Origin of the sequence: Halalkalibaculum roseum (genome assembly GCF_011059145.1) — a bacterium.
Lineage (GTDB): Bacteria > Bacteroidota > Rhodothermia > Balneolales > Balneolaceae > Halalkalibaculum > Halalkalibaculum roseum.
This window is the reverse complement of record NZ_JAALLT010000004.1, coordinates 516,718-543,017: the sequence shown is the minus strand read 5'-3', so window position 1 is coordinate 543,017 and position 26,300 is coordinate 516,718. Positions and strand designations below refer to the sequence as shown.

Annotated in this window: 22 protein-coding genes; 9 read left to right on the top strand and 13 right to left on the bottom strand. The window is 45.5% G+C overall.

Annotated features, from left to right (window positions below):
• Nucleotides 1-3 precede the first annotated feature (3 nt).
• Both G3570_RS14280 and G3570_RS14275 read right to left on the bottom strand, forming a co-directional pair.
• Complete coding sequence (locus tag G3570_RS14280) at nt 4-672, bottom strand: ThuA domain-containing protein (RefSeq protein WP_249067132.1); 669 nt, start codon at nt 670-672, stop codon at nt 4-6.
• A gap of 217 nt (nt 673-889) precedes the next feature.
• Nucleotides 890-1,471 carry a porin family protein gene (locus tag G3570_RS14275; RefSeq protein WP_165143501.1) on the bottom strand — a complete coding sequence of 194 codons (582 nt, stop codon included), beginning with the start codon at nt 1,469-1,471 and terminating at the stop codon, nt 890-892.
• 417 nt (nt 1,472-1,888) lie between these two features.
• On the opposite strand from G3570_RS14275, the gene G3570_RS14270 reads away from it, so the two are divergent.
• On the top strand, nt 1,889-3,112 hold the full coding sequence (locus G3570_RS14270; protein ID WP_165143500.1) for an IPT/TIG domain-containing protein: 1,224 nt from the start codon (nt 1,889-1,891) through the stop codon (nt 3,110-3,112).
• A gap of 55 nt (nt 3,113-3,167) precedes the next feature.
• On the opposite strand, the gene uvrA is transcribed toward G3570_RS14270, so the two are convergent.
• Entirely contained in the window at nt 3,168-5,984 is a 2,817-nt protein-coding gene (gene uvrA, locus G3570_RS14265) for an excinuclease ABC subunit UvrA (protein WP_165143499.1), read from the bottom strand.
• Nucleotides 5,985-6,362: 378 nt separating this feature from the next.
• Here uvrA and tnpA point away from each other — a divergent pair, with 378 nt between their 5' ends.
• The 3 genes from tnpA (at nt 6,363) to G3570_RS14250 (ending at nt 9,660) form a co-directional block, all read left to right on the top strand.
• A complete protein-coding gene (gene tnpA, locus G3570_RS14260; protein ID WP_165143498.1) occupies nt 6,363-6,803 on the top strand; it encodes an IS200/IS605 family transposase in 441 nt (146 codons plus the stop codon).
• A gap of 383 nt (nt 6,804-7,186) precedes the next feature.
• A complete protein-coding gene (locus G3570_RS14255; RefSeq protein ID WP_165143735.1) occupies nt 7,187-8,083 on the top strand; it encodes a TolB-like translocation protein in 897 nt (298 codons plus the stop codon).
• 137 nt (nt 8,084-8,220) lie between these two features.
• Complete coding sequence (locus G3570_RS14250; protein WP_165143497.1) at nt 8,221-9,660, top strand: pyridoxal phosphate-dependent decarboxylase family protein; 1,440 nt, start codon at nt 8,221-8,223, stop codon at nt 9,658-9,660.
• A 204-nt stretch (nt 9,661-9,864) separates the two neighbouring features.
• On the opposite strand, the gene G3570_RS14245 is transcribed toward G3570_RS14250, so the two are convergent.
• Together G3570_RS14245 and G3570_RS16505 are read right to left on the bottom strand one after the other, a co-directional pair.
• Nucleotides 9,865-10,494: a Mut7-C RNAse domain-containing protein gene (locus tag G3570_RS14245; RefSeq protein ID WP_165143734.1), complete on the bottom strand. Its 630-nt coding sequence runs from the start codon at nt 10,492-10,494 to the stop codon at nt 9,865-9,867.
• A 6-nt stretch (nt 10,495-10,500) separates the two neighbouring features.
• On the bottom strand, nt 10,501-10,623 hold the full coding sequence (locus G3570_RS16505) for a hypothetical protein (RefSeq protein WP_282958243.1): 123 nt from the start codon (nt 10,621-10,623) through the stop codon (nt 10,501-10,503).
• A 226-nt stretch (nt 10,624-10,849) separates the two neighbouring features.
• Between G3570_RS16505 and G3570_RS14240 the strand changes: the two genes are divergently transcribed.
• Complete coding sequence (locus G3570_RS14240; protein WP_165143496.1) at nt 10,850-12,085, top strand: aminotransferase class I/II-fold pyridoxal phosphate-dependent enzyme; 1,236 nt, start codon at nt 10,850-10,852, stop codon at nt 12,083-12,085.
• A 175-nt stretch (nt 12,086-12,260) separates the two neighbouring features.
• Here the strand turns inward: G3570_RS14240 and G3570_RS14235 are convergent, their stop codons facing one another.
• Entirely contained in the window at nt 12,261-13,622 is a 1,362-nt protein-coding gene (locus tag G3570_RS14235; protein WP_165143495.1) for a DEAD/DEAH box helicase, read from the bottom strand.
• Between the two features lie 99 nt (nt 13,623-13,721).
• Nucleotides 13,722-14,660 (bottom strand): CPBP family intramembrane glutamic endopeptidase, encoded by a 939-nt coding sequence (locus G3570_RS14230; protein WP_165143494.1) that lies wholly within the window; start codon nt 14,658-14,660, stop codon nt 13,722-13,724.
• A 93-nt stretch (nt 14,661-14,753) separates the two neighbouring features.
• Here G3570_RS14230 and G3570_RS14225 point away from each other — a divergent pair, with 93 nt between their 5' ends.
• A complete protein-coding gene (locus tag G3570_RS14225; protein ID WP_165143493.1) occupies nt 14,754-15,425 on the top strand; it encodes an SOS response-associated peptidase in 672 nt (223 codons plus the stop codon).
• Nucleotides 15,426-15,427: 2 nt separating this feature from the next.
• Here the strand turns inward: G3570_RS14225 and G3570_RS14220 are convergent, their stop codons facing one another.
• On the bottom strand, nt 15,428-16,315 hold the full coding sequence (locus tag G3570_RS14220) for a mechanosensitive ion channel family protein (RefSeq protein WP_165143492.1): 888 nt from the start codon (nt 16,313-16,315) through the stop codon (nt 15,428-15,430).
• Nucleotides 16,316-16,465: 150 nt separating this feature from the next.
• On the opposite strand from G3570_RS14220, the gene secG reads away from it, so the two are divergent.
• The gene (secG, locus tag G3570_RS14215) at nt 16,466-16,882 is read left to right on the top strand and encodes a preprotein translocase subunit SecG (protein WP_165143490.1); all 417 of its coding nucleotides are present in this window, start codon (nt 16,466-16,468) and stop codon (nt 16,880-16,882) included.
• 313 nt (nt 16,883-17,195) lie between these two features.
• Here the strand turns inward: secG and mnmE are convergent, their stop codons facing one another.
• Complete coding sequence (gene mnmE / locus G3570_RS14210) at nt 17,196-18,581, bottom strand: tRNA uridine-5-carboxymethylaminomethyl(34) synthesis GTPase MnmE (RefSeq protein ID WP_165143488.1); 1,386 nt, start codon at nt 18,579-18,581, stop codon at nt 17,196-17,198.
• 208 nt (nt 18,582-18,789) lie between these two features.
• On the opposite strand from mnmE, the gene G3570_RS14205 reads away from it, so the two are divergent.
• Nucleotides 18,790-19,539, top strand: a complete 750-nt coding sequence (locus G3570_RS14205) for a transporter (RefSeq protein WP_165143486.1) — start codon at nt 18,790-18,792, stop codon at nt 19,537-19,539.
• A gap of 82 nt (nt 19,540-19,621) precedes the next feature.
• Here the strand turns inward: G3570_RS14205 and G3570_RS14200 are convergent, their stop codons facing one another.
• From G3570_RS14200 to G3570_RS14185, 4 genes are all read right to left on the bottom strand, one after another.
• On the bottom strand, nt 19,622-21,130 hold the full coding sequence (locus G3570_RS14200; RefSeq protein ID WP_249067126.1) for a peptide MFS transporter: 1,509 nt from the start codon (nt 21,128-21,130) through the stop codon (nt 19,622-19,624).
• Nucleotides 21,131-21,427: 297 nt separating this feature from the next.
• Nucleotides 21,428-22,129, bottom strand: coding sequence for a type 1 glutamine amidotransferase domain-containing protein (locus tag G3570_RS14195; protein ID WP_165143484.1), 702 nt, complete (start codon nt 22,127-22,129; stop codon nt 21,428-21,430).
• Nucleotides 22,130-22,241: 112 nt separating this feature from the next.
• Nucleotides 22,242-22,814: a cyclic nucleotide-binding domain-containing protein gene (locus G3570_RS14190; RefSeq protein ID WP_165143482.1), complete on the bottom strand. Its 573-nt coding sequence runs from the start codon at nt 22,812-22,814 to the stop codon at nt 22,242-22,244.
• Nucleotides 22,815-23,030: 216 nt separating this feature from the next.
• Nucleotides 23,031-24,263, bottom strand: a complete 1,233-nt coding sequence (locus G3570_RS14185; RefSeq protein ID WP_249067124.1) for an MFS transporter — start codon at nt 24,261-24,263, stop codon at nt 23,031-23,033.
• A 261-nt stretch (nt 24,264-24,524) separates the two neighbouring features.
• Between G3570_RS14185 and hutU the strand changes: the two genes are divergently transcribed.
• Nucleotides 24,525-26,189, top strand: coding sequence for a urocanate hydratase (gene hutU, locus G3570_RS14180; protein ID WP_165143480.1), 1,665 nt, complete (start codon nt 24,525-24,527; stop codon nt 26,187-26,189).
• Nucleotides 26,190-26,300: the final 111 nt, after the last annotated feature.

Genomic DNA, 26,300 nt, shown 5'->3' with positions numbered 1-26,300 from the left:
TAATTATTCTAAAGAATTTTGTAAGACATATTCAATCCCACCCTTCAGATGATTCAGGAAGGGCTCACTGTCAAAGCTTTCAGAGGTATGTCCGCCACCCGTGTAGAAGATGTGCCCTCCCTCAAATTTGTGAAACCAGGCAATCGGGTGATTGTCCCCATTGTTGCCGCCCTCATAACTGTTTTCATCAAGGTTAATAAGTACGTTGATGCCCGGATTAATATCCATAAAATTGTACCACTCATCGGTTCTGATCCACTCCTCTGGGAGAAAATCGGTTGAAGGGTGACTCCTATCTACCACCTTAAGTCGCGCTTCCTGTATTTGGGGATGGCTCTCGAAATAGGCACCCACCATATCCCCATACCAGGGCCAATCATATTCCGTATCGGTTGCGGCGTGAATACCTACAAAACCGCCCCCATTTTGGATAAAATCTTCAAATGCATTCTGTTGAGTTTCGTTGAAAATATCTCCTGTGGTGCTCAGGAAAATTACCGTTCGGTAAGTATTAAGCGTATCAGGATTAAAAACGGAGGCATCTTCGGTATGATGAATACTCCACCCGTTTTCACTTGCTATCTTTTCCAATGCTTCAACACCTTTTGGTATAGAAGCATGCCGGTAGCCTTCGGTTTTAGTAAATACCAGCAGCCGGGGCTGGTCTTGCATGTCCGGCACGGGAGATCGTGACTGTTCACTGCATGAGTAGAGAGATAGAGTACAAAAAAGAAGAATGAAAACAGGAAAGAACGTGCTTTTAGGCATGATAATAAAATCGCATTGAGAAGTAGTAATTTAACAGTGTGATAAGAATACTTGTTTAATAAAAAAGAGGCAATCCGTATTGGATTGCCTCTGAAAGGGTCAACAAAAGATAAGGCAAAACTTACAAAGCGACTCCAACAACGATGGAAAAGACACCGTTTTTACCTTGTCCGTTATCAAAAGCATCATTTAGTCCGAAACCGTACCGGGCACCGGCATTGAGTTTCGTCAGACCCAGGTTAATATCCAGACCGGCACCAACAATACCGCCAAAGTCAGTTTGAGCATTGTCGATTTCAACGCTTCCACCGCCACCGGAAATCTCACTGTTCAGGACAAAACCTACGTAAGGACCGACATATACATGAGGAGTGGCAGGACCGGGAGCGAAGCTAAATTTGGCAAGTACCGGAATTTCGAGATAATCCAACTCTACGGTTGCTCCTGATTCTTCAGCCCCTTTTTGAGTGTAGAGTACTTCAGGTTGAATAGATACAGGACTCATAGGAACCTTGAAGTTTAAGTAACCCCCAACCATAATTCCGGTTCGAGAATCAGGTCTATCTCCATCTAAATCATTGAAATTGGCGAAGTTTAATCCCGCTCTTAGGCCAAAATTAAGCGGTGATTGTGCTTTAAGCGTGTCTACACCGGCGGATGTTACCAGGCCGATTACAAGTAGTAAAGCGAATAATTTTTTCATAATAGAAGTAATTAGTTTTAGAATGATGGCAAATACTTTATACAAAGATGAATCTATAGTGAGATGTTACAAATAACAGGCTAGATTAAATAATATTAATAATTCTAGACATCTTAGTATTTAATCAATTATACGTATTCAAATACGTAAAAATAATATTATAAATATCCATATATCCCGGTACTTAGTACGTATTCTACAGTTTATAGATGCCTGCTATTTATGGTATTGTAGTGCCTGTAAGTTAGAAGTAATGTGGTTGTTTTATTACTTTGCTATTTGGAAGCGGAATTATCTAAGCCTCTAATCGATTCCGCTATTCATTCAAAAGCTTTATTTACAAGAATGCACCCCAGGTACCTTTTAACAATTATAGTCGCAATTTCTGCATTGTCAGTGGCGTGCAATCAATCGGATTTGCCGACAAATATTCCCGACGATCAGTTACCGGTCATTCAGTCAGTTGAACCCGATAGCGGTACTTACGGCACAACTGTATCCATACGCGGAGACCGTTTTAGTGATGCTGCACAAGGTTTGAAAGTAGCTTTCAATGGTGTAGAAGCTGAGATAAATACCATTTCTGAGAGCGAAATTGAGGTTACGGTCCCGAAAAGGTCAAAAACAGGTCCCGTTTCGCTGACTATAGGCAAACAAACTGTAAGTGGACCTGTCTTTAACTATCTGTTAACCGTCACCGTAACCACGGAGGCAGGCAGCGGATTTGAAGGAAATGTGGATGGGGAGCAATCTTCTGCTCGTTTTAACCAGCCCTGGGGAGTTGAGGTTAATGATGCCGGTAGCATTTTCATATCGGACTATCATAATACCGCTATTCGGAAAGTTTACCGGAGTCAGACAGTATCGACCTTTGCTTCAGGTTTTACGAGCAATCCGATGGGTATGGCACTGGGTGTAGATGGGACTCTTTATGTTGCAGGTTCATTTAATAATTTGGTTCATGCTATCAGTCCCGCAGGAGAAGTAACGCGATTTGCAGGAAGCGGGTTTATCGGTGATCAGAATGGTGAAAAGCTATTAGCCACCTTTAATGTGCCGGCCGATGTTGCAATAAAGCAGTCCAACCTCACACTATATGTGGCCGATGCTTTCAATAATAAAATCAGGGTCATTAGTCCGAATGGAGAAGTATCTACCTTGGCAGGTATGAGAGCACGAGGTTATCGAGACGGTCCAGGGCCACAAGCGCTCTTTTACCGGCCGGTCAGTCTGGCTTTGAACTTGGAAGAAACGGTACTCTACGTCTCAGATTTATTTAATCACAGGATTCGTAAGGTCGACCTGAATACCGGTTTTGTCAGCAACTTTGCGGGGGAAGGTGTTCGAGGATTTAAGGACGGGCCGGTGGATGAGGCACGCTTTAATGAACCCCTAGGGATAACCGTGGATCGCGATGGGACCATGTACGTGGCGGATTCCGAAAACCACAGAATCAGAATGATCAAAGACGGAATGGTAACTACGATTGCAGGTACCGGTGAAGCGGGACTACAGAATGGATCCGGAAAAGAAGCGCGTTTTAATGATCCCTATCACCTAGTTATAAGCCGAAATGGGGGGTCTGTTCTATTCGTCGTGGATCGCAAAAATAATGTCATTAGGCGCCTGTTGATTGAGTAGCAGGGCCCTGTACTTCATTTTGAAAAGTCTGATTTCAGTTCTTTTCCGGCGTGTTTTATAGCACGTCTTTTAGATACTTTCCGGTATAGCTTTTTTCAATCTCCATGATCTCTTCCGGAGTTCCTTCCCCAACAATTTGTCCACCTGCAAAACCGCCTTCAGGACCGATATCAATAATATGGTCAGCACATTTGATGACGTCCAGGTTGTGTTCAATGATGATAACAGTATGCCCGTTGTTAACCAGCTCGTTGAAGGAGTCCAGCAGTTTGGCAATATCTTCGAAATGAAGTCCTGTGGTGGGCTCATCGAAGAAGTAGAGCGTATGGTCGCCGGCCGATTTTGATAGGAATTTGGCAAGTTTAACTCGCTGTGCCTCTCCACCTGAAAGAGTGGTGGCACTTTGCCCAAGTTTGAGATACCCAAGGCCCACATCCTCCATGGGTTGTAGACGGTTGGTGATTGAAGTTTCATCCACAAAAAACTCCAGTGCTTCGGAGACCGACATTTCCAAGACATCGTGAATATTTTTGCCTCGGTATTTAACCTGCAGTACATCCTTACGATAGCGTTTACCGCCGCACTCTTCACAGGTCAGTTCAATATCGGCCATAAACTGCATCTCAATTTTCTGTATGCCTTCGCCCTGGCAGTTCTCACATCGGCCACCGGGAACATTGAATGAAAAATGTCCGGGTTCGTAACCCATAATCTTTGACTGCCTCGTATTTGCAAAGAGATCGCGGATTCCGTCAAAAGCTTTGGTGTAGGTGGCAGGATTGGATCGGGAAGATCTGCCGATAGGTGACTGATCGACCATTTCTACCGAATCGATATTATTGAGACCCGAAAGGGCTTTGTGTCTGCCCACCTTATCGTTGTAGGTACCCATTCGCTTCTGGATGCCTGCATAGAGGGTATCATGTACCAACGTGGATTTTCCGGATCCGCTGACACCGGTTACGCAGATTAGTTTGCCAAGGGGGAAATCTACCTTAAGGCTTTTCAGGTTGTGTTCGGTAGCACCTTCAAGGGTGATGGCCTTATCATTTCCTTTTCTGCGTTTTTCGGGTACCGGTATCTCCTTTCTTCCACTCAGGTATTTCCCCGTCAGGGTTTTTGAATCAAGAAGCTTTTCATAGGTGCCTGTGAAGTTGACTTCACCGCCATGAACCCCGGCAAAGGGTCCGATGTCAATGATATTATCTGCAGCTTTGATCATTTCGGGATCATGTTCAACTACCAGTACGGTATTGCCAATATCTCTGAGAGATTTCAGTATATTTATGAGACGGTCATTATCTCTCGGGTGAAGACCTATAGTCGGTTCATCCAGTACATATAGACTGCCGATCAGTGAACTTCCCAGGGAGTTTGCCAGGCTGATCCGCTGTGATTCACCTCCGCTCAGGGTATTGGCAAGACGGTTCAGGGTAAGGTATTCGAGTCCGACTTCATCCAGGTACTTCAGACGCTTACGAATCTCATATAATACCTGGTCGGCAACTTCCTTCTCAAACTCCGTAAGTTCCAGGTTTTCGAAGAATTCACGGGCATGGCCGATGGTCATTTCACCCACTTCACCGATATGTTTATCATTTACTTTTACATAAAGAGCATCTTTTCTTACACGGTATCCTTCACAATCCGGGCAGCGGCTGTACCCACGATAGCGGGAATAAAACACACGCATGTGCACTTTGTATGACTGGCTTTTGATATCCTCAAAGAAGGGCCGGAGGCCGACATATTCATCTTTGCCCTCCCAGAGTATCTTTTTTACCTCCTTGGAGAGATCACTATAGGGTGTATCGATGGGTAAACTGTATCGAGCAGCAACTTTGATAAGGTCGCGCAGATTCTTGCTGAATTTTTGTCCGCTGAACGGTGCGATGGCCCCGTCACGTATGGTTTTCTCGGGGTCGGGAATGACCAGATCTTCATCTATGCCTGAGACCTGTCCGAAGCCCTCACAGGTATCGCAGGCACCGTAGGGATTATTAAACGAGAACATTTGAGGACTCGGTTCTTCAAACTCAATGCCATCCATCTCAAAGCGCTCACTGAAAGGAAGTTCCTCCCCGTTTCGAATCTTCAGGGAACAGCGACCGTGACCCTCCTGAAAAGCAGTTTCCAGGGAACCGGCAATACGACCGCGGGTATCTTCGTCAGTCTTGACGGCCAGGCGGTCAACCAGCACCCGGTAGTCGTCGGTATCGATATCACTGGGATCCACATCATCGGTGGTCATATCCAGCATCTCTTCATTGTCTAATTTAAGCAGCCGGGTGAATCCTTTTTCCTTTAGAACCTTCAGTTCATCTTTTACTTTCTTCTCCTCGTGTTGGGGAATAGGAAAGAGTATATAGAATTTTGTGCCTTCCTCGTATTCATCAAATAGCCGTTCAATAACTGTTTTTGTTGTATCCTTTCCTACTTCACGGCCGGATTTCGGGGAGATCGTATGACCGATACGGGCGTAGAGCAGGCGCATATAATCATAAATCTCCGTTGTGGTACCTACCGTGGATCGGGGATTTGTGGAGGTAGTTTTTTGCTGAATGGCCATGGCCGGAGAGATACCTTGCATGAAGTCTACGTCCGGTTTGTCCATGCGTTCAAGAAATTGTCGGGCGTAGCTGGAGAGGCTTTCCACATACCGGCGCTGTCCCTCAGCGTAAATGGTATCAAACGCCAGGCTGGATTTGCCGGAGCCGGATACCCCGGTGATGACCGTCATCTTGTTACGGGGTATTTCAACGTCAATATTTTTAAGGTTGTGTACGCGTGCACCTTTGACGATGATGGGGCGTTCTTCAGTATCGGGGCTGCCGTTTTTTTCTTGTGTAGTGACTGCTTCTTTCTGGGCCATTCAGGAATTAACTTAACATTCGAATAAACAGGTTAATATACGAATTTTGGAAGAGAATATGGGTATCGTAATTTGAGAAAAATGGTCTTGTACAGCTTGTTTGTAAGCCTCTTGTGTGAACAGGGATCCACTTTCAACCGTTCGGAAATGGGTAAGGGCTAAAGCCCTAGTAGATTGAAGAATATCTTTTTATTCCCCGACCTGAAGGACGGGGCAATGATTGGAGGCTATAATGGGGCAGTTTGCTAGAATGAACCTACTTGGCTTTGTACCAAACTTATAGTAAAAGGAGGCTGATAATTTGTAAACCGGGCTGTAAGGAATACTCAATTTGTCGGTCTAACAGTTATTCCAAAGAATAATTTATCTGAACACATTATGCCTTATACTCGGCTGGTTTTGCATGCTGTTTGGTCGGTCAAAGAAAGGAAACCTTTGATGAGCAAGTTTAATAAAGATGCTTTATGCTGTCACATTCGGGAATATGCCACGGGAAAGAACATTCATCTACTTAATATCAACGGTTGGCTTGATCACCTGCATGCTCTTATCTCTTTATCAACTGATCAAAATGTGGCAACGGTAATGAATTTGATTAAGGGAGAATCGTCGTATTGGGCTAACAGGAATCTATTTTGGGCAGAGCACTTTGGCTGGCAGGATGACTATTTTGCGGTATCAGTTAGCCGTTCGCATGAAGAAAGAGTATACCGATATATTGAAAATCAGGAGAAACACCATCGTCGCAAAACATACCTGGATGAATATTATGAATTTATTGATCGATTTAAATTCGAAAATAATCTTTCAAAATCCTAAGTGCGTTAACTGGGGTCTATACCAAAATGAGAAATATGTTCAGTTGCCCTGTCCTTCAGGGCAGGGAGGATAGTGTATATAATGAATTGCAACAGGGCTTTAGCCCTTTACAAGGCGGGTATATTTATCAACCACAATCCTCTCTGTGACCCTCCGTGCTTCTCAGTGCAACTCTGTGGTACAAACACAGAGGGCACCATTCCACAGATCTAAAATTTCGATTTTAGTTTACAAATTTGAGTAGTGCATTTTACCCGGCTGTTGGTTATTTATGAAAGGAGTAAATGAACCCAAAAAAGAAAGGCGTAACAATGTGGAATAACACCAAAACAGAATCAACCATCCTGAAAACCGGCGCTTGTCTACTTGCATTTTGCTTCAGCATGCTTTGGGCCCTGAATGCATATGCCCAGGACAACGCAGAACAGCCGGAGGGCAAAGTTCTCCAAAGCAGCCTGGAAACCTATAATATCGAAACCGGTGAGCGCGAAGTTGTATATCAGGTCAAAGACCATATTGAGGCGCCCAACTGGTCACATGACGGCAGCTATTTTTTATTTAACAGCAACGGTAGGCTTTATACCATTCCAGTAGAAGGTGGCGAGCCCAAGCAGCTGGATACGGGCTTTGCCGATAATTGCAATAACGACCACGGCTTCTCACCGGATGGCAGCATGCTGGCTATCAGCCATTCACCGGAGGGAGAAGGATCTAAAATTTACGTTATGCCCGCCACAGGAGGTACGCCGCGCCTGGTAACTGAAAAAGCTCCATCCTATTGGCACGGCTGGTCACCCGACGGTGAAACTCTTGTCTACCCGGCCCAGCGCAACGGCGAATTTGATATCTATGCCATATCCGTGAATGGTGGAGAAGAGACTCGGCTAACAACTGCGGAAGGCCTGGACGATGGCGCCGAATACACACCGGACGGAAAGTGGATCTATTTCAACTCGGTTCGTACGGGTGTGATGAAGATATTCCGTATGCGACCGGATGGAACCGGCGTAGAACAGATTACTTCCAATGAGGAGTATGGTGACTGGTTCCCGCATCCATCGCCGGATGGAAACCATATTGTCTTTCTTTCCTACGATGCAAGCGTGGAAGGGCACCCGCCCAACAAAGATGTGGTGCTTCGGCTTATGCCTATAGAAGGCGGTGAACCTGAAGTAGTGGTTGAACTCTTCGGTGGACAGGGTACCATCAACGTGCCTTCCTGGTCACTTGACAGCAAGAAATTCGCTTTTGTGAGTTACAGCTGGGTTGACACCGATTAAAATTAATGTTGATATGCTGGCGGGCTCCTGACCCTTCCAGGATGGTTTAAAGACTAATGGAAAGGCGACTGCCAATCTCAACTTTGTGCTTTCAAAGTAATCACATCTAATTTTATAAATTCTAGATACGCAGCAGAATGAGTCTTGATGTACCTACCCGTCAATTTCAGCGATGGATTGAAGAAGCCGGAGAGCTTATAGCTGAATACTATGAAGAGAAATCAGATAAAAGAGTATTTGCCGGTAAGTCCGCCGGGGAGGTCATAGCCTTATTTGACGAACCCTTACCGGAAAAGTCTTCTGAAATAGAGAGCGTGCTCTCTGAAGTGCGTGAAAAGGTACTGGAGAGTATTACCAACAGCGCAGGACCCAAATATTTCGGTTACATAACCGGCGGTGGGAACCAGGTGGCTGTGCTTGCTGAGATGATCAAGGCTTCACTAAATCAGAATAATTTGAAATGGCACTCTTCCCCGGTCAGCACCGAAATGGAGCGGCTGGTCATGCGATGGGTGGCAGCATTTATCGGCTATCCCGAGACCAGTGCGGGGGTATTACTCAGCGGAGGGTCTGTCGCCAATTTTAACTGCCTGGCCGTGGCAAGAAAGATCAAATCGCCGGTAGATGTGGCTGAAGAAGGAGTATATGGGAGTCCGCCTCAAACCGTCTATGTCTCGGCTGAGGGCCATTCGAGTTTTGACAAGGCGGTTGATATGCTAGGGCTTGGTAAGAAATATCTGCGAAAAATTCCTGTGGATGAAGAACAACGTATCATCCCTGACGCCCTTGATGAAGCGATCGGGAAGGACAAAGAAAATGGCCTCCATCCTATATGCGGAATTGGCGTAGCGGGAACCACAAATACAGGGGCTGTTGATGATCTCAATGCAGTCGCTGATATCTGTGAAAAGCACAATATCTGGTGCCATGTGGATGCGGCATATGGTGGACCCGCTGCGGCAGTATCGGGCGTGAGTCACCTGTTTGACGGTATTGAACGCGCGGATTCTGTGGTAATCAATCCCCATAAATGGATGTTTGTGCCTTTTGAAGCCGGCGGAGTGCTGGTTAAGGACCCGGAGCACTTACGGGCCACTTTTAGTACTATTCCCGACTATCTAAAATCCGACAAAACCGGTGATGCAAGAACGGATCTGATGGAGTATAACCTTCCGCTGACCAAAGAGTTCAAGGCGCTGAAAGTTTGGATGACCCTCAAAGCCTACGGTGCCCAAAAAATCAGAGAGACAATTCGAGAGGATATTGACAAGGCAGCATACCTGGTAGAGAAAATCAAAGTAGAGCATAGCCTGGAACTGATGGCACCCGCCCCATTGTCGATTGTCTGTTTTCGGTATCGGTCACCCGGAGCGGAACGTAACGAAAAGGAGTTGAATAAGATTAATGATGAGCTTATTCACCACGTGGAGCAGGATGGAAGAGTATTTCTGACAGGAACCAAAATCGATGGAGCGACAGCCATGCGGGTTTGTTTTATCAACCATCGTACGGAGCGAAGGCATATCGATGAGTTGGTTGAGGTGGTTTTGGAACTAGGTGAACTGGTGAGTGCCTGACTATTCCACAGAGCGACACAGAGAAGCTCGGTGGATCACAGAGTTAATAACTTAACTGTCACGCGGTAGTGAAATGGGGTCAATTCCGTTGTCATTTAGAACTTGTTTCAGGATCCTTAGTAGAAGTTAAAGCTACAGCGTTGATCCGGAGTTCTTAATAGATCCCGGATCGGGGTCCGGGATGACAACAACTTTTCTTACCATTTAGCCCTGTCTCTGCATCTTATTAATAACCCTCTGGACCTTCTCCTTGAGCTTGTCATAGTGGGAACCTTTCCAGTAAACTTTACCGCAGTCTTTACATCGGTGATATTGGTCACACCACTCACGTACCTTCGGAGGAACTTCTTCGCGTACCTCCTCCGGTGAAACCTCGTCAAGCATACCATTGCAGGTCATACATCGGCTGAAAGGTTGAATCATTTCAAACAGATTAAAGCGGGAGAGAACCTCATCCAATTGTTGGTCAGGATCTTCGGAACGTACCCAGTACCCGTATTGTGTGGAGCCGTGCCGAAGCAGGTTCAGGTTCCGGGTGAGTATCATTCTCTTCTCATTGTTTGACAGGCGAATGATCTCTGCATCTTCTTTTTCCTCATTTATTAAGGTATCAATCCCCAATAATCTAAGGTCACGACCCAGCTTTGCTAAATGGCTGTCGGCGATAAAAGCGGGAGGAGACGAGAATATCGTTTCAAGCTCATCAGGATCCACTTCTTCCATTGGGAAGACTTCAATTTCATCGTCTGGCATAACATTATAATCTGCCGATTCCGGTGCGCCATTGACCAGAACCCGGAATACTGCCGTATGTGGAATACCTTTAGATTCCATAAGGTCCTAGACCGAGGGTGATAGTTCAAAAGAGATCGTCAGACGGGTGGGATCCGATAACCCTTTATCCAGAAAATCATTCAGGGAACCGTGTACTGTGAGGCGGATCTTTTTATCGGGTTTTGACATATAAGAAGATGAAATCTGGTCATTAGTGGGTAATTGCGGAAAATATCACATATATTTGGCCAAAGAACACCATATATAGGACCTCTTATCACAAACTTGTAAATGCAATCGTTTTTGAGAAACGGCGAATTTTGGTTATTTTTAAAATCTTTTTACAAGGCTCTGACGGCCTATTTTTATGTGTAAACTCATCTTAATTCGAACATTAGAAATACAGTGAACGGGTATGGATTTATTTGAAAAGCTTCAGGACAGGCCAAGTCCCCTCGGCGAATTTACTTCAGAAGGATACGGTTATTATACCTATCCCAAGTTGGAAGGCCCGCTCGGTCCGGTAATGAAGTTTAATGACAAGGATGTTATTGTTTGGAGTATCAATGACTATCTGGGTGTAGGGAATAAAGAAGAAGTTTTAAAATATGATGCAGAAGCCGCTGCAAAGTATGGGTTTAGTGCTCCGATGGGTGCTCGATTGATGACGGGTAATTCCGATCAGCATGAAGCCCTTGAAAAAGAACTGGCTGATTTTGTACACAAGCCATCGGCACTGCTGCTGAATTACGGCTACCAGGGAATCATGAGTGTCATCCACGCCTTGGTTGACCGCAACGACTTTCTGATCTATGATGAACTGAGCCATGCATGTATTGTAGACGGAAAACAGCTGGCTATGGCCGATAAATCAGTCTTCAAGCACAACGATATTGAAAGTTTTGAAAAGCAGCTTGAAAGAGCCCACCGTAATAAAAAGCCTAACTCCTCAATTCTGGTTGTAACGGAAGGAGCCTTTGGTATGACCGGTGATCTTGGGATATTGAAAGAGATCATTGCTCTTAAAGAGAAGTATCCGTTCCGCCTTTTGGTGGATGATGCTCACGGTGTAGGAACCATGGGGAAAGACGGTTCTGGAACAGGAACGCACCTCGGCTGCCAGGACGGTATTGATATTTACTTCGGTACCTTTGCTAAAGCTTTTGCCTTAATCGGGGCTTTCGTTGCCACGGAAGAGCGCGTCGTTGAATTTTTAAAGGCAAATACACGAAGCCAGATTTTTGCCAAGTCGGTGCCCATGCCTATTGTGGAATCCGCACGCAAGCGTCTCAAGCTTATTCAGGACCATCCCGAATGGAGAGAGCAGCTTTGGGAAAACACCAACAAGCTGCGTCAGGGTCTCATTGATATGGGCTATAATGTACTGCCTGCTGAGTGTCCGGTAACTCCTGTCTTAACAGAAGGAAGTACTGAACTGTGTCAGCTGATCATGCGCAAGCTCCGTGAAGAGCACGGCGTCTTTGTAAGCGGTGTTGCCTACCCGGTAGTGCCCAAAGGCACCGTACTGATCCGATTGATTCCGACAGCATCACATACGGATGAACATATTGAAAAGACGCTGAAAGGCTTTGAAGCCATTAAGGATGTGGTCTTTGCCTCTGCCAGCGAAAAGAAAAAGATGACTGCCTGATGAAAGGCACTCAATAATTCTTACTGACCAATTATAAAACAGACCTCCAGGGTTACCGAATCTTGGAGGTCTGTTTGTTTAAGAAGCATCGAAAAAAGAGGAAAGGCTATAACTAACCCTCCAAGGGTCCTGACCCTTGGAGGGTTAATAGGTTATTCAATTTCAGGTCAGGAGGTTAGGAAAACAGTTTTCGGAAAAACTCCACAACGCCGGTTCGCTCATCTGCTTCTCCCGTGCGGCCGCCACTCAGTTTTTCATAACTTGGACGAGGCAATTCCATTTTGTTCTTGCTACGCTCTTTTTTCTCTTTCTTGCCCTTGCTCCCCCTCTTGGGTCGGCTGTCTCTTTTCTGTTTTTTGCCCTTCTTCTTACGTTCTTCAAGCTTTTCAACAACCTTTTCAGGAAGCGGCAACTCTTCGGGTGACTGACCGATTTCATTTTTAAGTTCCCGGATATCACTCTGGTCCTGTTTCGAAACCAGTGACACGATTCGGGACGCTTTGCCGGCTCCCACCAGGTTAGCCCGATACTTGTATTCATCAGGGTCATTAGGCACGTCGTAATTAATGACTTGGGTGACCTTGTCAAGGTTCAGTTCACTGGCTGAGATATCGGAAACCAGCAGGAACTGTACATCGCCATTGGCAAAATTGGCAAAACGCTGTGATCGCTTCTCATCAGAGAGTTTGCCATGAAGGCTGGTCACCTTCATATTATTTTTTCTGAATATACGGTAGAGCCTGTCTGTTCCCCTTTTGGAGGCCGTAAAAATAACACACTTGTCGGCCGGTGTTTTTTCAATATGAGCCATAAGAGTAGTAATTTTCATCCGGCTCGGTACATTGATGTAACCCTGACTGAGGTCTTTAGATACTTCTGGCGGGCCCTGAAGCGTCTGTCCGTTTGAACCCAGGTTTTCGAAGCCTATCAGTGCAGGACTCTCCAGAAAGTTATCGGCCAGTGACTTGACATTATTATTCAGCTCATTGGTGAACAACAGTTTCTGAGACTCACTCATCACCCGTTTTTTGATCTTTTTGAGCTGCTCTTCAAGACCGATATCAATCATTTCATCCAGGCCATCGATGACCAGGAATTTCACATTTCGAAGTATAAAGAGGTTATCCTCCATGATATCCAGGAGTCTGCCGGGGTTGGCCACCAGTACGGAAGTACCGTTCAGAACGGCTTTTTCCTGTGCTTCCCGATCGCCGTCCATATCAATAGTAGCGGTGGTGACTTCTTCGTGTTTGGCCAGTTCAGAGATTTGCCCCACGATATGATGGGCACCTTTGGGATTGGGTGTTAATACCAGTACCAGTGTACCTTTTTCGTCCTTGTTTTTGGAAATGGTATCAACGGTGGTAATGGAGATAACTTCAACCTTACCTTGGATATCACCGGCTTTTACAAATGCGTTTTTACCATCCAGAAATGCAGGAATTATCGTTTCTTGTAGGGAAGTCGGATTCGTATTTCCCAGGTCGTTCAGCCCTTTTAGTACAGAAGGGTTCAAGTTTAGTTCATCAAATTTCAACGTTCTCACCTTTCTATTTTATTATCATTTTGCTTCTTAGCATCGCTTCAAAATCAAACGATGTTCATCAGGTAGAAGAATATACAAAACTTATGGCCTTCACTCATCCTGATTCACAGATTTTGATGCACCATTTTTAAAGGATGAATGAACCTTCAGGCCTTCACTATTTCTACGTGTATAAACGAAAAAAATTGCCAATATGAACAGCATGCCGAATATTCCAATCAGGCCTGCTTCCGGACCAAAACTGCCGCCTGTGAGATACTTTTCTCCTCCCTGCCTGATTTGAACCAGTGACCCTCTGAAAGGAGTACCGCTAACGGCAAATCCTAATAACCCCCCCTGAACAAAATTCCAGGAAATATGAATTCCCACAGAGATGCCAAGTCTACCTGTGACCAAAAATGGCACAGCCAGCATGACACCTGCAAATACGATATTGACAGTAGAAATGATCGTTGCATTGGGATTCCCGGCATGAAGCAGACCAAAGATCGTTGAGCTTATTAGAACAGCAAGCAAAGCCGCTTTGAACAGGCTGACTCTTTCAGAACGAAAGCCTTCTACCAAGTTGATGATTTGGTAGCCTCGGAAAATCAGCTCTTCGTAAAAACCGACGATGAGCATTGCCATAAAATAGCTTAAGATCCATACCAGGTAGGGGATAGTGGAAGACCTCTCCCAGCCGTAGCCGGTTATTTCAATCCAGCCGGCAGACCATTGAATCACAAAAATCAGGCTCATTGCTGCCAAACCAAGCAGGAGCCCAAAACCCAGCTCACGAAACCAAAGACGGTTGCTTGCCAGTCCGTAATCACTGAAAGCACGTTTATCCCAAAGCCGGGTGGCAATCCACACGCTGAGGATTCCTGCAGAGCACATGAGTAGGGCATCGTAGATTTTCAACGGCGCGATACTCAGCACATTTCTGACAAGCATAAATCCAAAAACAAGCAGCACGAATAATATAAACTGCAAAAATATCCGCCAGCCGGCTCTTAGCCGCTGCTCTTCATGGTTGACAAAAATATTCATAGCCACGAAACAATCTGTTATCTTTGAAAGTTGATTAGAATAAATACCTCTTTGACACCATCAGCAAATTTAATTTAACATAACCGGTTTACAATGAGTGAGCGACTAGCACGACACAGTGAAAAAAGTGTTATTGAAGAAGAGTTTCAGGTTTCGACACATCGGGATGAATTTTTTGAGCCCGACTACAATATAAGTCCTGGATCGCTTATGCCGGTGGTATATGAAGAACAGGAGGAAAGAAAAATTTACAACTTTCAGTGGGGACTGATACCCGAAAATGCGGATGCCGAAAGTGAAGGAAAGAAACATTACCAAGCCAAGTCGGAAGAGGTTGAAGAAGATGAGTGGCTAAGTGAATGTTTTGGGAAACGTCGGTGCATTGTTCCCGCCAATGGGTTTTATAAATGGAAGACATCCGAAAAGAAAAGCACCCCTTTTTATATCCGGTTGCTGGCCCGTGAGATTGCCGGATTTGCAGGTTTGTATTCCGTCTGGCAGTCAGGGAGCGGACGGGATGTCTACTCATTTACGCTTCTGACCACCCAAGCCAATGCGCTGGTTCAACCTGTTGATGACCGCATGCCGGTAATACTGCAGCCCGATGATTATGAGCAGTGGTTGAATAAAGATGCGGATGCAGAAGATCTTAAAAAACTATTGCAGCCACTGGGGATGACGGAAATGGCGGTAAACAGGGTATCCGAAAAGGTCGCCGATCTAAACAGCCAGGGCCCGGAGCTTATTCAGCCTATTCCAAAATAGGATCAACGTTCGATCCGCATCGTAGGATAAGCCAGATCAATATTGTCGTGTTCATCAAATCGGTCCAATATATCTTCCCAGATCGCCTGACTAACCTTGCGACGTGTCCTCGGGTTGGTTAAGTGTCGAATAGTAAGATTTACGCCGCTGTCTAGCACATCCGTATAAACGATGGGGGTCAGGTAGCGGTAGTGAATAAGATAGGATTTTGTTGCCCGTTTTACCTGTCGCTCTGCTTCATTTACAAAATCTTTCAGGTGTTTATCAGCAATTTCTTGCAGTATTTTCTTAGCTTTTTTCCAGTCGCTTTCGAAGGTTATGAGAACCTGGATTTCATTCCAGATAAATTCAAAGTCACTGGTATAGTTGGCGAGAGAATCGGTAAAAACCTTGTGATTCGATACATGTACAACACGTCCGGTGCTCTGGTCGGCATGCACCCAGTTTCCGATCTCAAGGACTGTAAATTTAAAGAGCCTGACATCAATTACATCCCCTTTTACATCTCCAATTTGAATACGATCGCCTACCTCAAAAGGCTTGCGCCATAAAATAAAGGCCCATCCCGCAAAATCCGAGACCGGGTCCTTGAGGGCGATGGCAAGACCGGCACTGAGAAGACCAAGAAAAGTAGAAAACGATTTAAATCCGTCCGACCAAATGCTGCCGATGATAAAAAGTCCAAGAAAGCCGGATACATAAGTCAGGTTCTTACGCCATTTATACTGTAGCTTCTCATCGTCGATCTTTTTATTGATGATTCTAACGGCAATCAGACGAATCAGCCATAGTCCCAAAATAACGATTATCGTTGCGGCAATCTGGTAGGAAATACTGGGAAATTGCTCAATAAACGTTGAGAACTCCTGGTTAAGACTTTCTAGATCCATTTACGGCAATAATTATTAAACTATAAGGTTTAAATACGGTATACAGACTGCTTGCGCAAGCAGCAAAATTAATTGATTACCCTTCGTTGTAAAAAAACGGAATTTTGGGTACCTTTACTAGTTCGAAATTCACCCGTACAAAATAAAATTATGCTTTACTATACCATACTTACGCTGATCGTTTTGATCTGCATACTATTGACGATTGTTATTTTACTGCAACCAGGTAAAGGATCCGGTTTGTCAGGCGGTATCGCCGGCGGATCACTGAGCGGAGGAGCCGGACTTGGAGCCCGTAGAACGGCCGACCTCTTGTCGAAATCGACAACCGTACTGGGAACCGCTTTATTGGTTCTGTGTGTATTGGCAAACTTTGCAATCGATGCCGGTGGATCAACACAAAGTGCCGTGCAACAAAGCGGAGTTGAACAACCTGTGCAGGACAATGGAGGGCTTGACAATCAGTCCCAAACGCCTTCCGCTGTCCCCGAGCTACCTCAACAGCAGAATCAAGGTTCCGGGTCTGATGGAGATGCTTCCGGTTCAGATGATGGAGGAAGCAACTAGCAGTTATTTAGTCTAAATTTTTATTCAGCCCTGTCTCATTCTTGAGGCAGGGCTTTTTTATTTACAATAAATCTGGTGATTTTGGTCAGAAGGTCAACGGAACATTACTGATCAAGGAAATATTACATGCCGGTTTTTTGGACGTTATTTCGGTGAGCTGATTTTTAGAACCTGGGAATAGTACAAACCGGAAAAGGTTTGTACTAAATTCTAATCTTTGCTAAAGGCACGCATCTTGTTTGCATGATAGTAATGCAACCGGAACGCGTGCCTTTTCTTCTATAGGAAATAAATATTATTAGATTATTCTCCTCTATTTACCGATACAAAACCTCGAAAAAATGCTGTCAAGCACATCCTCATTGGTGATTTCGCCGGTGATGGTCCCCAGCTCATTAAGTGCAGCGCGAAGGTCAATGGATAGGAAATCACCTGTCATACCACGGTCCAGAGCCTGTAGTGCGCTGCGAACATGTTCCTGGGCTTTGAGAAGGGCATCCCGGTGACGCGAAGAGGTTACAAGCAGGCTGGAAGCATCGTAATGCTTGTTTTCCAAGGCCCGCTGTTTCATCAGTTTTTTTAGTTCTTCAATCTTTTCGCCTTCCAGTGCCGAAATTTTCAAATCATAATCCAGACGTTCTTCCTCTTTTTCAAGTTCTATATCTTTTTTGGTGCCCACGAGTACAAAGGGGGTATCACCTGCTTTCTTCTGAAAACCGCCAAGGTCCTCTCGTTCTTCCGGAGCGAAAGGTTTGGATAAATCCTTTAGGTAGACGGCCAGATCTGCCTCCTCAAAAGCTTTCTGAGAACGCCTGACCCCTTCGGCTTCTATTACATCTTCGGTTTCCCTTAAACCGGCGGTATCGATAAGTTTGAACAGGAGTCCGTCGTAGCTCCAGTCTACATCGATGGTGTCTCGAGTGGTACCTGCAATTTCGGTGACGATGGCCCGATCCTTACCCACAAGGGTGTTAAGCAGCGTTGACTTCCCGGCATTGGGCAAGCCGATAAAGACGGTTTTCACCCCGTGTTTGACCAGGCGACCTGCTTCGTAGGTTGATAGCAGGTTATCAATCTCTTTATCCAGATCCATAAGCAGCTCTTCCAGTTCTTCCTTGTTGGCAAATTCCACATCTTCTTCAATGAAGTCGAGCTCAAGCTCTACCATGGCCGTGGCATCGATGATCTGCTGTCGGAAGGTTTTGATATGTTCGCCTAGGCGTCCTTCCAGCTGCTGGTGAGCTGCATCCAGTGCTTTTTTACTTTTGGCATGAATGAGATCGGCAACAGCTTCAGCCTGGCTCAATTCCATCTTACCGTTGAGAAAAGCCCGCTGTGTAAACTCGCCGGGCTCTGCCGAGCGTATGTTCAGTTCCAGAATGGTCTCCAGCACCTGCTGGGTAACTAACACCCCGCCGTGACAGGATATCTCTACCGTTTCCTCACCCGTATAGGATCTTGGGGAATGAAACAGCGTAACCAGCACTTCATCAATAACTTTTCCAGATTGGTCTATGATGTTACCAAAATGAACGGTGTGGGATTTCTGATCCCGGAGGTCTTTCCCATCAAAAGCGCGGTTTACCTTGGCAATAGCCTCGTTGCCCGAGACACGGATGACAGCTATGCCGCCTTCCCCTACAGGGGTGGCAATAGCAGCAATAGGCTCTTTCTGGATAATCTTCAACTCCTTGTTCATGAACGAATCATTCTAAATTTGACTGATAAACCGAGATGCCAAGTTTTGCTAAACTTGGCATCTTTGCACTATTAAATATAAGGTCTTTAGCAGGCACAATGAAGCCGCTAACTACTTCCCATCGTAAAGGCAGGAACGTCAACAGTACAATTTATATTGAAAGCATTTAGAATGAAGGTAATATCTAATTCATAAAATGATTTTCACCATGTCGACTAGTCGAAACATGTTTTGTCTGCTATTCCTCCTGATATTTGCCGCTAGCGCACCGCTAATGGCACAGGATAATATCTCACCTGATCGGCCAGGAATTGGAGACGGTTCCTATATCGTCGAGCCTAAAGTCACGTATCTGGAAATTGGGGTAGAATATTTTACCGTGAATGATCTCAACCAGTACAGTTTGGGACAGTTAGTTTTTCGCAACGGTCTTTTATCCGGAGTGGAGCTAAGAATGTTGCTAAATTCATTTGTAGTTCAGAGCTTCCCTTCAACCGATTTCACCGGAGTACCTGATCCCGGGGTGGGACTGAAATTCAAACTTTTCGACCGTCCCGGTAGTAACTTGCGCCTATCAGGATTGACCACTCTTTCCATTCCGGTAGGATCTACCGATTTTACGACCGATGAGTGGATACCTTCAGCAGCCCTGCTGGCCGATTACAGTTTGACCGACTATGCCGGCATTTCTGCCAATTTAGGTTACACTTTTGATGTCGGTCCGTTTCCCGATGTATGGAAAGTAACGCTCACTCCCGGATATGCCTTGCCGGGGGATTCGAATATCGGGATCTATGGTGGTTATGCCGGATTTTATAGTGAAGGAGTTAATGAACACTATATCGAGGCCGGATTCACCAAGCATGTTAAGTCATTTCTTCAGCTTGATCTTAATGCCGGACTGGATGTAGAAAGCCAGGGTACATTTATAGGTGGCGGACTGGCGTTGCAGCTATAATCAATACAAAAAAACCACCCTTGGAGGGTCATGAACCCAAGGGTGGTTTAGAAACATTATAGTCGTAAAAAAGATCTTGCTTTTACTCTACGTCGCCCATCAGCTTTTTAACGCCGGGACTCGCAAGCAGTGCGATGATTCCACCGCCGCCAACGAATAACGCAACGCTCCAGAAGAGGTTTGTTGGGGCAAGGGTTTCGAGCTGTCCCGCCATAATACCGGCAAATAGGTTGCCAAGAGCTGCAGCTACAAACCAGATTCCCATCATCTGACTGACACGGCTTTTCGGTGCCAGTTTGGTCATAGATGAAAGTCCAACCGGTGAGAGTGCAAGTTCACCGCAGGTATGTAGAAAGTAGGTAACTACCAGCCAGGCAGGAGTTACGGGATTCGCAGCGGTAGCATTGGCAGCACCCCAAGACAGTACAAAGAAACCTGCAGCAAGTCCCAGCAAACCGAGTCCGAATTTCACCGGTATGGATGGATTGGCATTACGGTTTGCTAGCCAGGTCCAAAGCCACCCAAAAATCGGTGCAAAGATTACAATAAAGAAGGGATTGATCAGCTGCAGTGTACTGGCTGGAACTTCCGTACCCAGAATTACACGATCGGTCAAATCTTTTGCGAATAAGTTTAGCGAGGATCCTGCCTGTTCAAAACCACTCCAGAAAATTGCAGCCAGAATGAAGAGCCAGAAGATGACGCCCAGTTTCTTTTTCTCTTCAGAGGTGTGACCTCCGAAGAAGATGATATAGGCAAAAAATGCAACGGTAATGGCAACGGCAGCATACCCTAGGTACTCAGCCATTGCTTCAAGCGTAACAGTAATGGCACCTGATGAGACAAGGAATCCAAAAATAACCAGAAGGGCGGTTATAAAGGATAGGATGCCATAGAATTTCTTGCTTCTCTTTTGAAGTATTTCCTCACTTTCACCGGTTTTCAGATCGCCTGCATCACCTAGAAATTTGAATCCGTATTTATAAGAGATCAGTCCAAGTACCATACCGAATCCTGCAAGAGAGAAGCCGTAATGCCAGTTGTATCCTTCCCCAAGAATACCGCAAAGCAGGGGACCTAAAATAGCACCCACGTTGATACCCATGTAGAAAATTGAGAAACCTGCATCACGACGGGCTCCTCCTTCCGGATATAAGTCGCCAACCATGGAACTTACATTCGGCTTGAGCAAGCCGGTACCGATTACAATCAGGGCCAATCCGATGAAAAAGAAGGTGGTAGTCGGTACGGCCATACTGAAGTGTCCGGCGGCAATGATACAGCCCCCTACAAAAACGGCCTTCCTTTGACCCCATAACTTATCGGCCACCCAGCCGCCCGGCAGGGACAATACATAAACAAAGAAGGTATATAACCCGTAAATGGCTGTTGCTTTACCGACGCTGAATCCAAGGCCGGGATTGCTGCCCATAGCCTCGGCCGTCATGAAAAGCACGAGCAGGGCGCGCATTCCGTAATAACTAAATCGCTCCCAGAGCTCTGTGAAAAATAATGTTGCCAAGCCTCGGGGATGTCCAAAAAATCCCTTCCCGCTGGCGGCGTTCATAGCTCCCGACTGTTCCTGTGCCATGTAATACCTTTGGTTTTAATTAGGTTTGCTGTTTTAAAGGCGTAATCACGTTTAAGATGCCGTGCATGATAATTAAACCTTTAAAGTGAAGCAAGAATATAGATGCGGGAAGGTATTTGTTAGTATAAACCGTCAGAAGTATTAGGCGAAACAGATAAAGAGTCTGAATACTCCGGAAATTACTTGGATTAAGTGATGATAATGGCAGGAAGCCGCAGTCAGCAACTTCCTGCTTTATGACTAAAGTTCTATATCAAGAGCAATTTGATTATTGCTCGCGAATTAATCAGGGCATTTTTATCTGAGATCTACCTGGTATAAGTATTTTTTAAACTCTTTAAGAATAGTTTGTCCCATAGCGCTTGCGGAAGCAGTGCCAGAACCCGTGATCAGGCGTCCGTCAGTAATAACGCTGTCTGTTTCAGGTTCAGCCCGGACCATATCGGCTCCGCGTTTTTCAAGTTCCTCCCTAAGCATTTTTGTGGTAAATGAAAGGGCGTTATCTGCAACATTTGGTTCATTACCCGGTGCAGCCAGCTTTTTACCATCGATCAGGTAGCTGCCATCGGAAAGAGTTACATTCAATAACCCTGCATAACCATAGCCGATGGAGGCTACAATACCTTGGTTCTCCCAAATTGTTTGGGCAATTGTTTGCAGCGGACCGTTATTTTCTATATCACTAATTGCACCCAGACTTCCGATAATATATACAGCAGGATAATCATGGGAAGTAATCTGCTCGGGTCTAAGAGTTTGTGTTATTTTCTTTCGGGCGGCTTTATCGTTCAGAAACCAATCATTAACCGTGTCATCTAAGTCAACACCGTCAAAGGGTGCAATACCACCTTCCGGGGATACGAAATCAACTTTGAACCCGGCTTCGGTTATTGTCTTATATGGGTATGCTGCCTCTGAAAGGTGAAAGCCACCGGATTTTTCAGAAGAACCCGGTGAATTTTGACTATTAACAAAAAAGAGTACATCTCCTTTATTCATAAAGTATAGGGGTAACTTAAAAATTATGTTTACATCACAACCAATAGGCTAATGGCTGGTACAGCGATATCAAATGATGTACATCACTTTTTTCGTGTGAGTTATATCACAGTTATTTTGGAGAGAGGTCGAGTCGACTTAGGGTTTCCCTGCTAAGTCCAAGAAAACCAGCCAGGTATTTTTTTGGCACTCTTTGTATCAGGTCGGGCTGCTTTTCCAGTAAATTCCGGTATCGTTCTTCCGCATTCTCCCTGAGCAGTGAGAGGATACGCTGCTGCAGGCGGATATACCCCAGGTTGAATTTAATACTGAAAAAACGATCCATCTTGTGGAACTCGCGGCAGATCTTTCTTCTGTTCTCCAGAGAGAGGGCTAGCATCTCACAATCTTCGATGCAGTCAATATTGATGGAAGCCGGCTTCTCACTGAAGTGCGCCTGGTAATCACTTATCCACCAGTTTTCCATGGCAAACTGAAGGATATGTTCTTTGCCTTTGTCGTCAATGACATATGCTTTCAGCAGTCCCTTTACAACAAAAAAATCATAAGGAACCGGCATTCCTTCCTGTACAACAAACTGATTTTTTTTAAATCGTCTCTCTTTAAAATGCGAGGTGATGTATGTGAATTCTTCATCGGTAAGAGCTTCAATCTCTTCAATCTCCTTGCGCAGCTTTTCTTTCACCGTATGTGCCTGATTGCCTTAATTAATAAATTCAGAAGAAGATACATTTTTAAATTTATAAGTAAGACAAAAAATGATATTTAAATTAAAAAATCATATAAAAATAGTATTTGATCTCAATAAATAAGTCTTAGGGAAGGTTTACATTGAAAATTGAGTCAGAAGTGAAAAATGTTGACTGCTTTTTAGTTCCAATTCGTGATTTTCTGAATATACTTATGACCTTGTTGGTGCCAATAGGATGTACCTTCTGAACAGATACCACTTGAATCGAATGAGTAACCTGTTGAATCCTATGAGTGTATTTGTTTGCGAAAGCATTACCGACCCTGCTATGAGAGCGCCGCTCAAGGCCAGCAATGCCCCAACCCAGTTGGCAGAAAGAAAACCATAACCGAGACTAATAGGTATACCGCCCAGGAAAGCACCCAGAGCGTTGGCAATATTAAAAGCAGCCTGATTAAATGAAGAACCCAACTCTTCTGCTCCTTTTGATGCACGTATCATCAACATCTGCACGGGAGCCGCAATGGAGAAAGAAACGGTTCCAAGTGCGAATGTCATTATCAGAACGGCAATTTTACTACCTGCGAGAAACGTAAAAAGTAATAAGCTAAAGCTCATTACAAAGAGAAGAATAGATGTTGCGGTAACGGGCGAATACCTGTCCGCCAGTTTTCCTCCGATCATGTTTCCTGCGGTCATCCCTAATCCGGCAATCACAAGTATGTAGATAACCAGGTATTCTTCAAATCCCGTAACCTGAATCAACAGGGGAGCTATATAACTGTACCAGGCAAAGAAACCGCCTGTTCCTATGGCTGTCACCATCAATACCATCCAGGGTTCTTTTCTTTTTAACAGGCCCATCTGTTTAATTAAACCGGGGCCTGATTTGTTCGGTAAAGCTGGCATCCAGAAAAAGAGGCTAAGCATGGTACCCAGGCCTATTAAACCGACCAGGGCAAAGGTGATGCGCCAATCAATATGTTGCCCGATGTAGGTTCCCAGAGGAACACCGATGATGTTGGCAATGGTAAGTCCACCGAACATAACAGCCACGGCTTGAGCTTCCTTGCCGTTTGCAGATAACCTGCCGGCTACCACAGCCCCTACCCCGAAGAAGGCCCCATGCGGCAATCCGGAAAAGAAGCGTGTCACCAACATTATTTCATAAGTACCTGAAAAAGCTGTCAGAGTGTTGAATAATGCAAACCATGCCATCAAACTGATAAGGACAATCTTTTTTTGGAACCGGTTACTTAACAGTGTAAGTGTCGGTGCACCGATGACTACCCCCAGGGCATAGGCCGAAATGAAATGTCCGGCTTTGGGTATGCTTATACTCATAGATTTTGCCACTTCCGGCAAAATACCCATGATTACAAATTCTGTCATTCCAATACCGAAGCCACCCAGAGCGAGGGCATATAGTGCTTTGCGCATCATAAAAAATGAGTCTCTAATTGTTTAATCGGTTTAATAGGATCTCTAATAATATTTCCTTTAAACCTGTTATTATTAGTTTCGCGCCCATGCTACGTTTCAGGTACCGGGATTCCAATGAGATAGGTCACAATATTTTGGTGAGCTAGGTCACATTTTTAAATCATATTATCTTATTCCGGATGTATTTATAACCCTCATTAGATTTAGTATCACAGCTGTATTACCTTAAGGAAAAAGTGAACCAAGAAAGAGGATAACGTGATGGAGACCAAGGCTGATACCAATATCAAGGCACCTACGGGAACCGGATTACAATGCAAGGGATGGCACCAGGAGGCTGCCATGCGCATGCTCATGAATAACCTGGATCCTGATGTAGCCGAAAAACCGGAAGAGCTTATTGTCTATGGCGGAGGCGGAAAGGCAGCCCGCAACTGGGAAAGTTATCATAAAATTGTGGAAACGTTGCAGCGACTGGAGAACGACGAAACGCTGCTGGTACAGAGCGGAAAGCCGGTAGGCGTATTTCAGACCCATGAGGAGGCTCCAAGAGTGCTTATTGCGAATGCGCACCTGGTACCCAAATGGGCGAACTGGGATGAATTTCGAAGACTCGATAAGATGGGCCTGACTATGTATGGTCAGATGACGGCCGGCTCCTGGATTTATATCGGTACGCAGGGCATTCTTCAGGGAACCTATGAGACCTTTGCAGAATGTGCACGGCAGCAGTTTGGCGGAACCCTACAGGGCAGGCTGCTGGTTACCGCCGGACTCGGTGGCATGGGAGGGGCACAACCGCTAGCTGCAACCATGAATGGGGCTGCTTGCATTGGAGTTGAAGTGGATGAAACAAGGATCGACCGTCGTGTTGAAACGGGCTATTGCGATATCAAATGCAAAAGCCTTGATGAGGCCCTGGAAAAAGCGTTGGATGCCAAAGAGAAAGGTGAAGCTTTGTCAATCGGACTATTGGGTAACGTTGCCGAGGTGTTGCCTCAAATGCTACAGAAAGGCGTCATCCCTGATGTGTTGACCGACCAGACTTCGGCTCATGACCTGCAGCTTGGATATATACCGGCAGGCTACACGCTTGATGAAGCCAATGAGAAAAGGGAGAGTGATCCTGAGGGCTACCAAGAAGATGTGCTTGACTCCATGGTTACACATGTGGAAACTATGCTCAAGATGCAGCAAAAGGGAGCGGTCACCTTCGACTATGGCAACAATTTGCGCGGACAGGTTGCCGATCACCGGGATATGGAAGAGGCATTTAATTTCCCGGGCTTTGTACCGGCATTTATTCGTCCGCTCTTTTGCCGGGGATCGGGCCCTTTCCGATGGGCGGCACTCTCGGGTAAGCCGGAAGATATCTATACTACCGATAAAGCGGTTCTTGAGACCTTCCCTGAAAAAGAGGCTTTGGCGCGATGGATCAAAAAAGCACAAGATCAGGTGCACTTCCAGGGATTGCCCGCTCGTATTTGCTGGCTGGAGTATGGAGAACGGGCTGAGATGGGGGAGAAGTTCAACTGGCTGGTGAAAAAAGGAAAGGTGGATGCGCCGCTGGTCATCGGGCGTGATCACCTGGACACCGGATCGGTGGCATCTCCTAACCGCGAAACAGAGGATATGAAAGACGGGTCCGATGCGATTGCCGATTGGCCGCTGCTGAATGCGATGCTCAATACAGCCAGCGGGGCTAGCTGGGTATCGCTGCATCACGGCGGAGGAGTTGGCATCGGATATTCTATTCATGCCGGAATGGTGTGTGTGGCCGACGGAACTGAAATGGCGGACCGACGGCTGAAGCGTGTACTGACCAACGATCCGGGCAGCGGGGTAATGCGACATGCCGACGCAGGTTATGAGGAAGCCGTTAAAACGGCTAAAGAACGTGGTATTGACTTACCAATGGTGGAGTAAACAGTTAGTAGAATGGGTTGCCAACCCGTTCAGCACAATCCAAATAGGACAATCCGTCGGACGGGCATCTTGCCCGTCCATTTTTTTAAAAATAGTTACCCGGTGCAATTA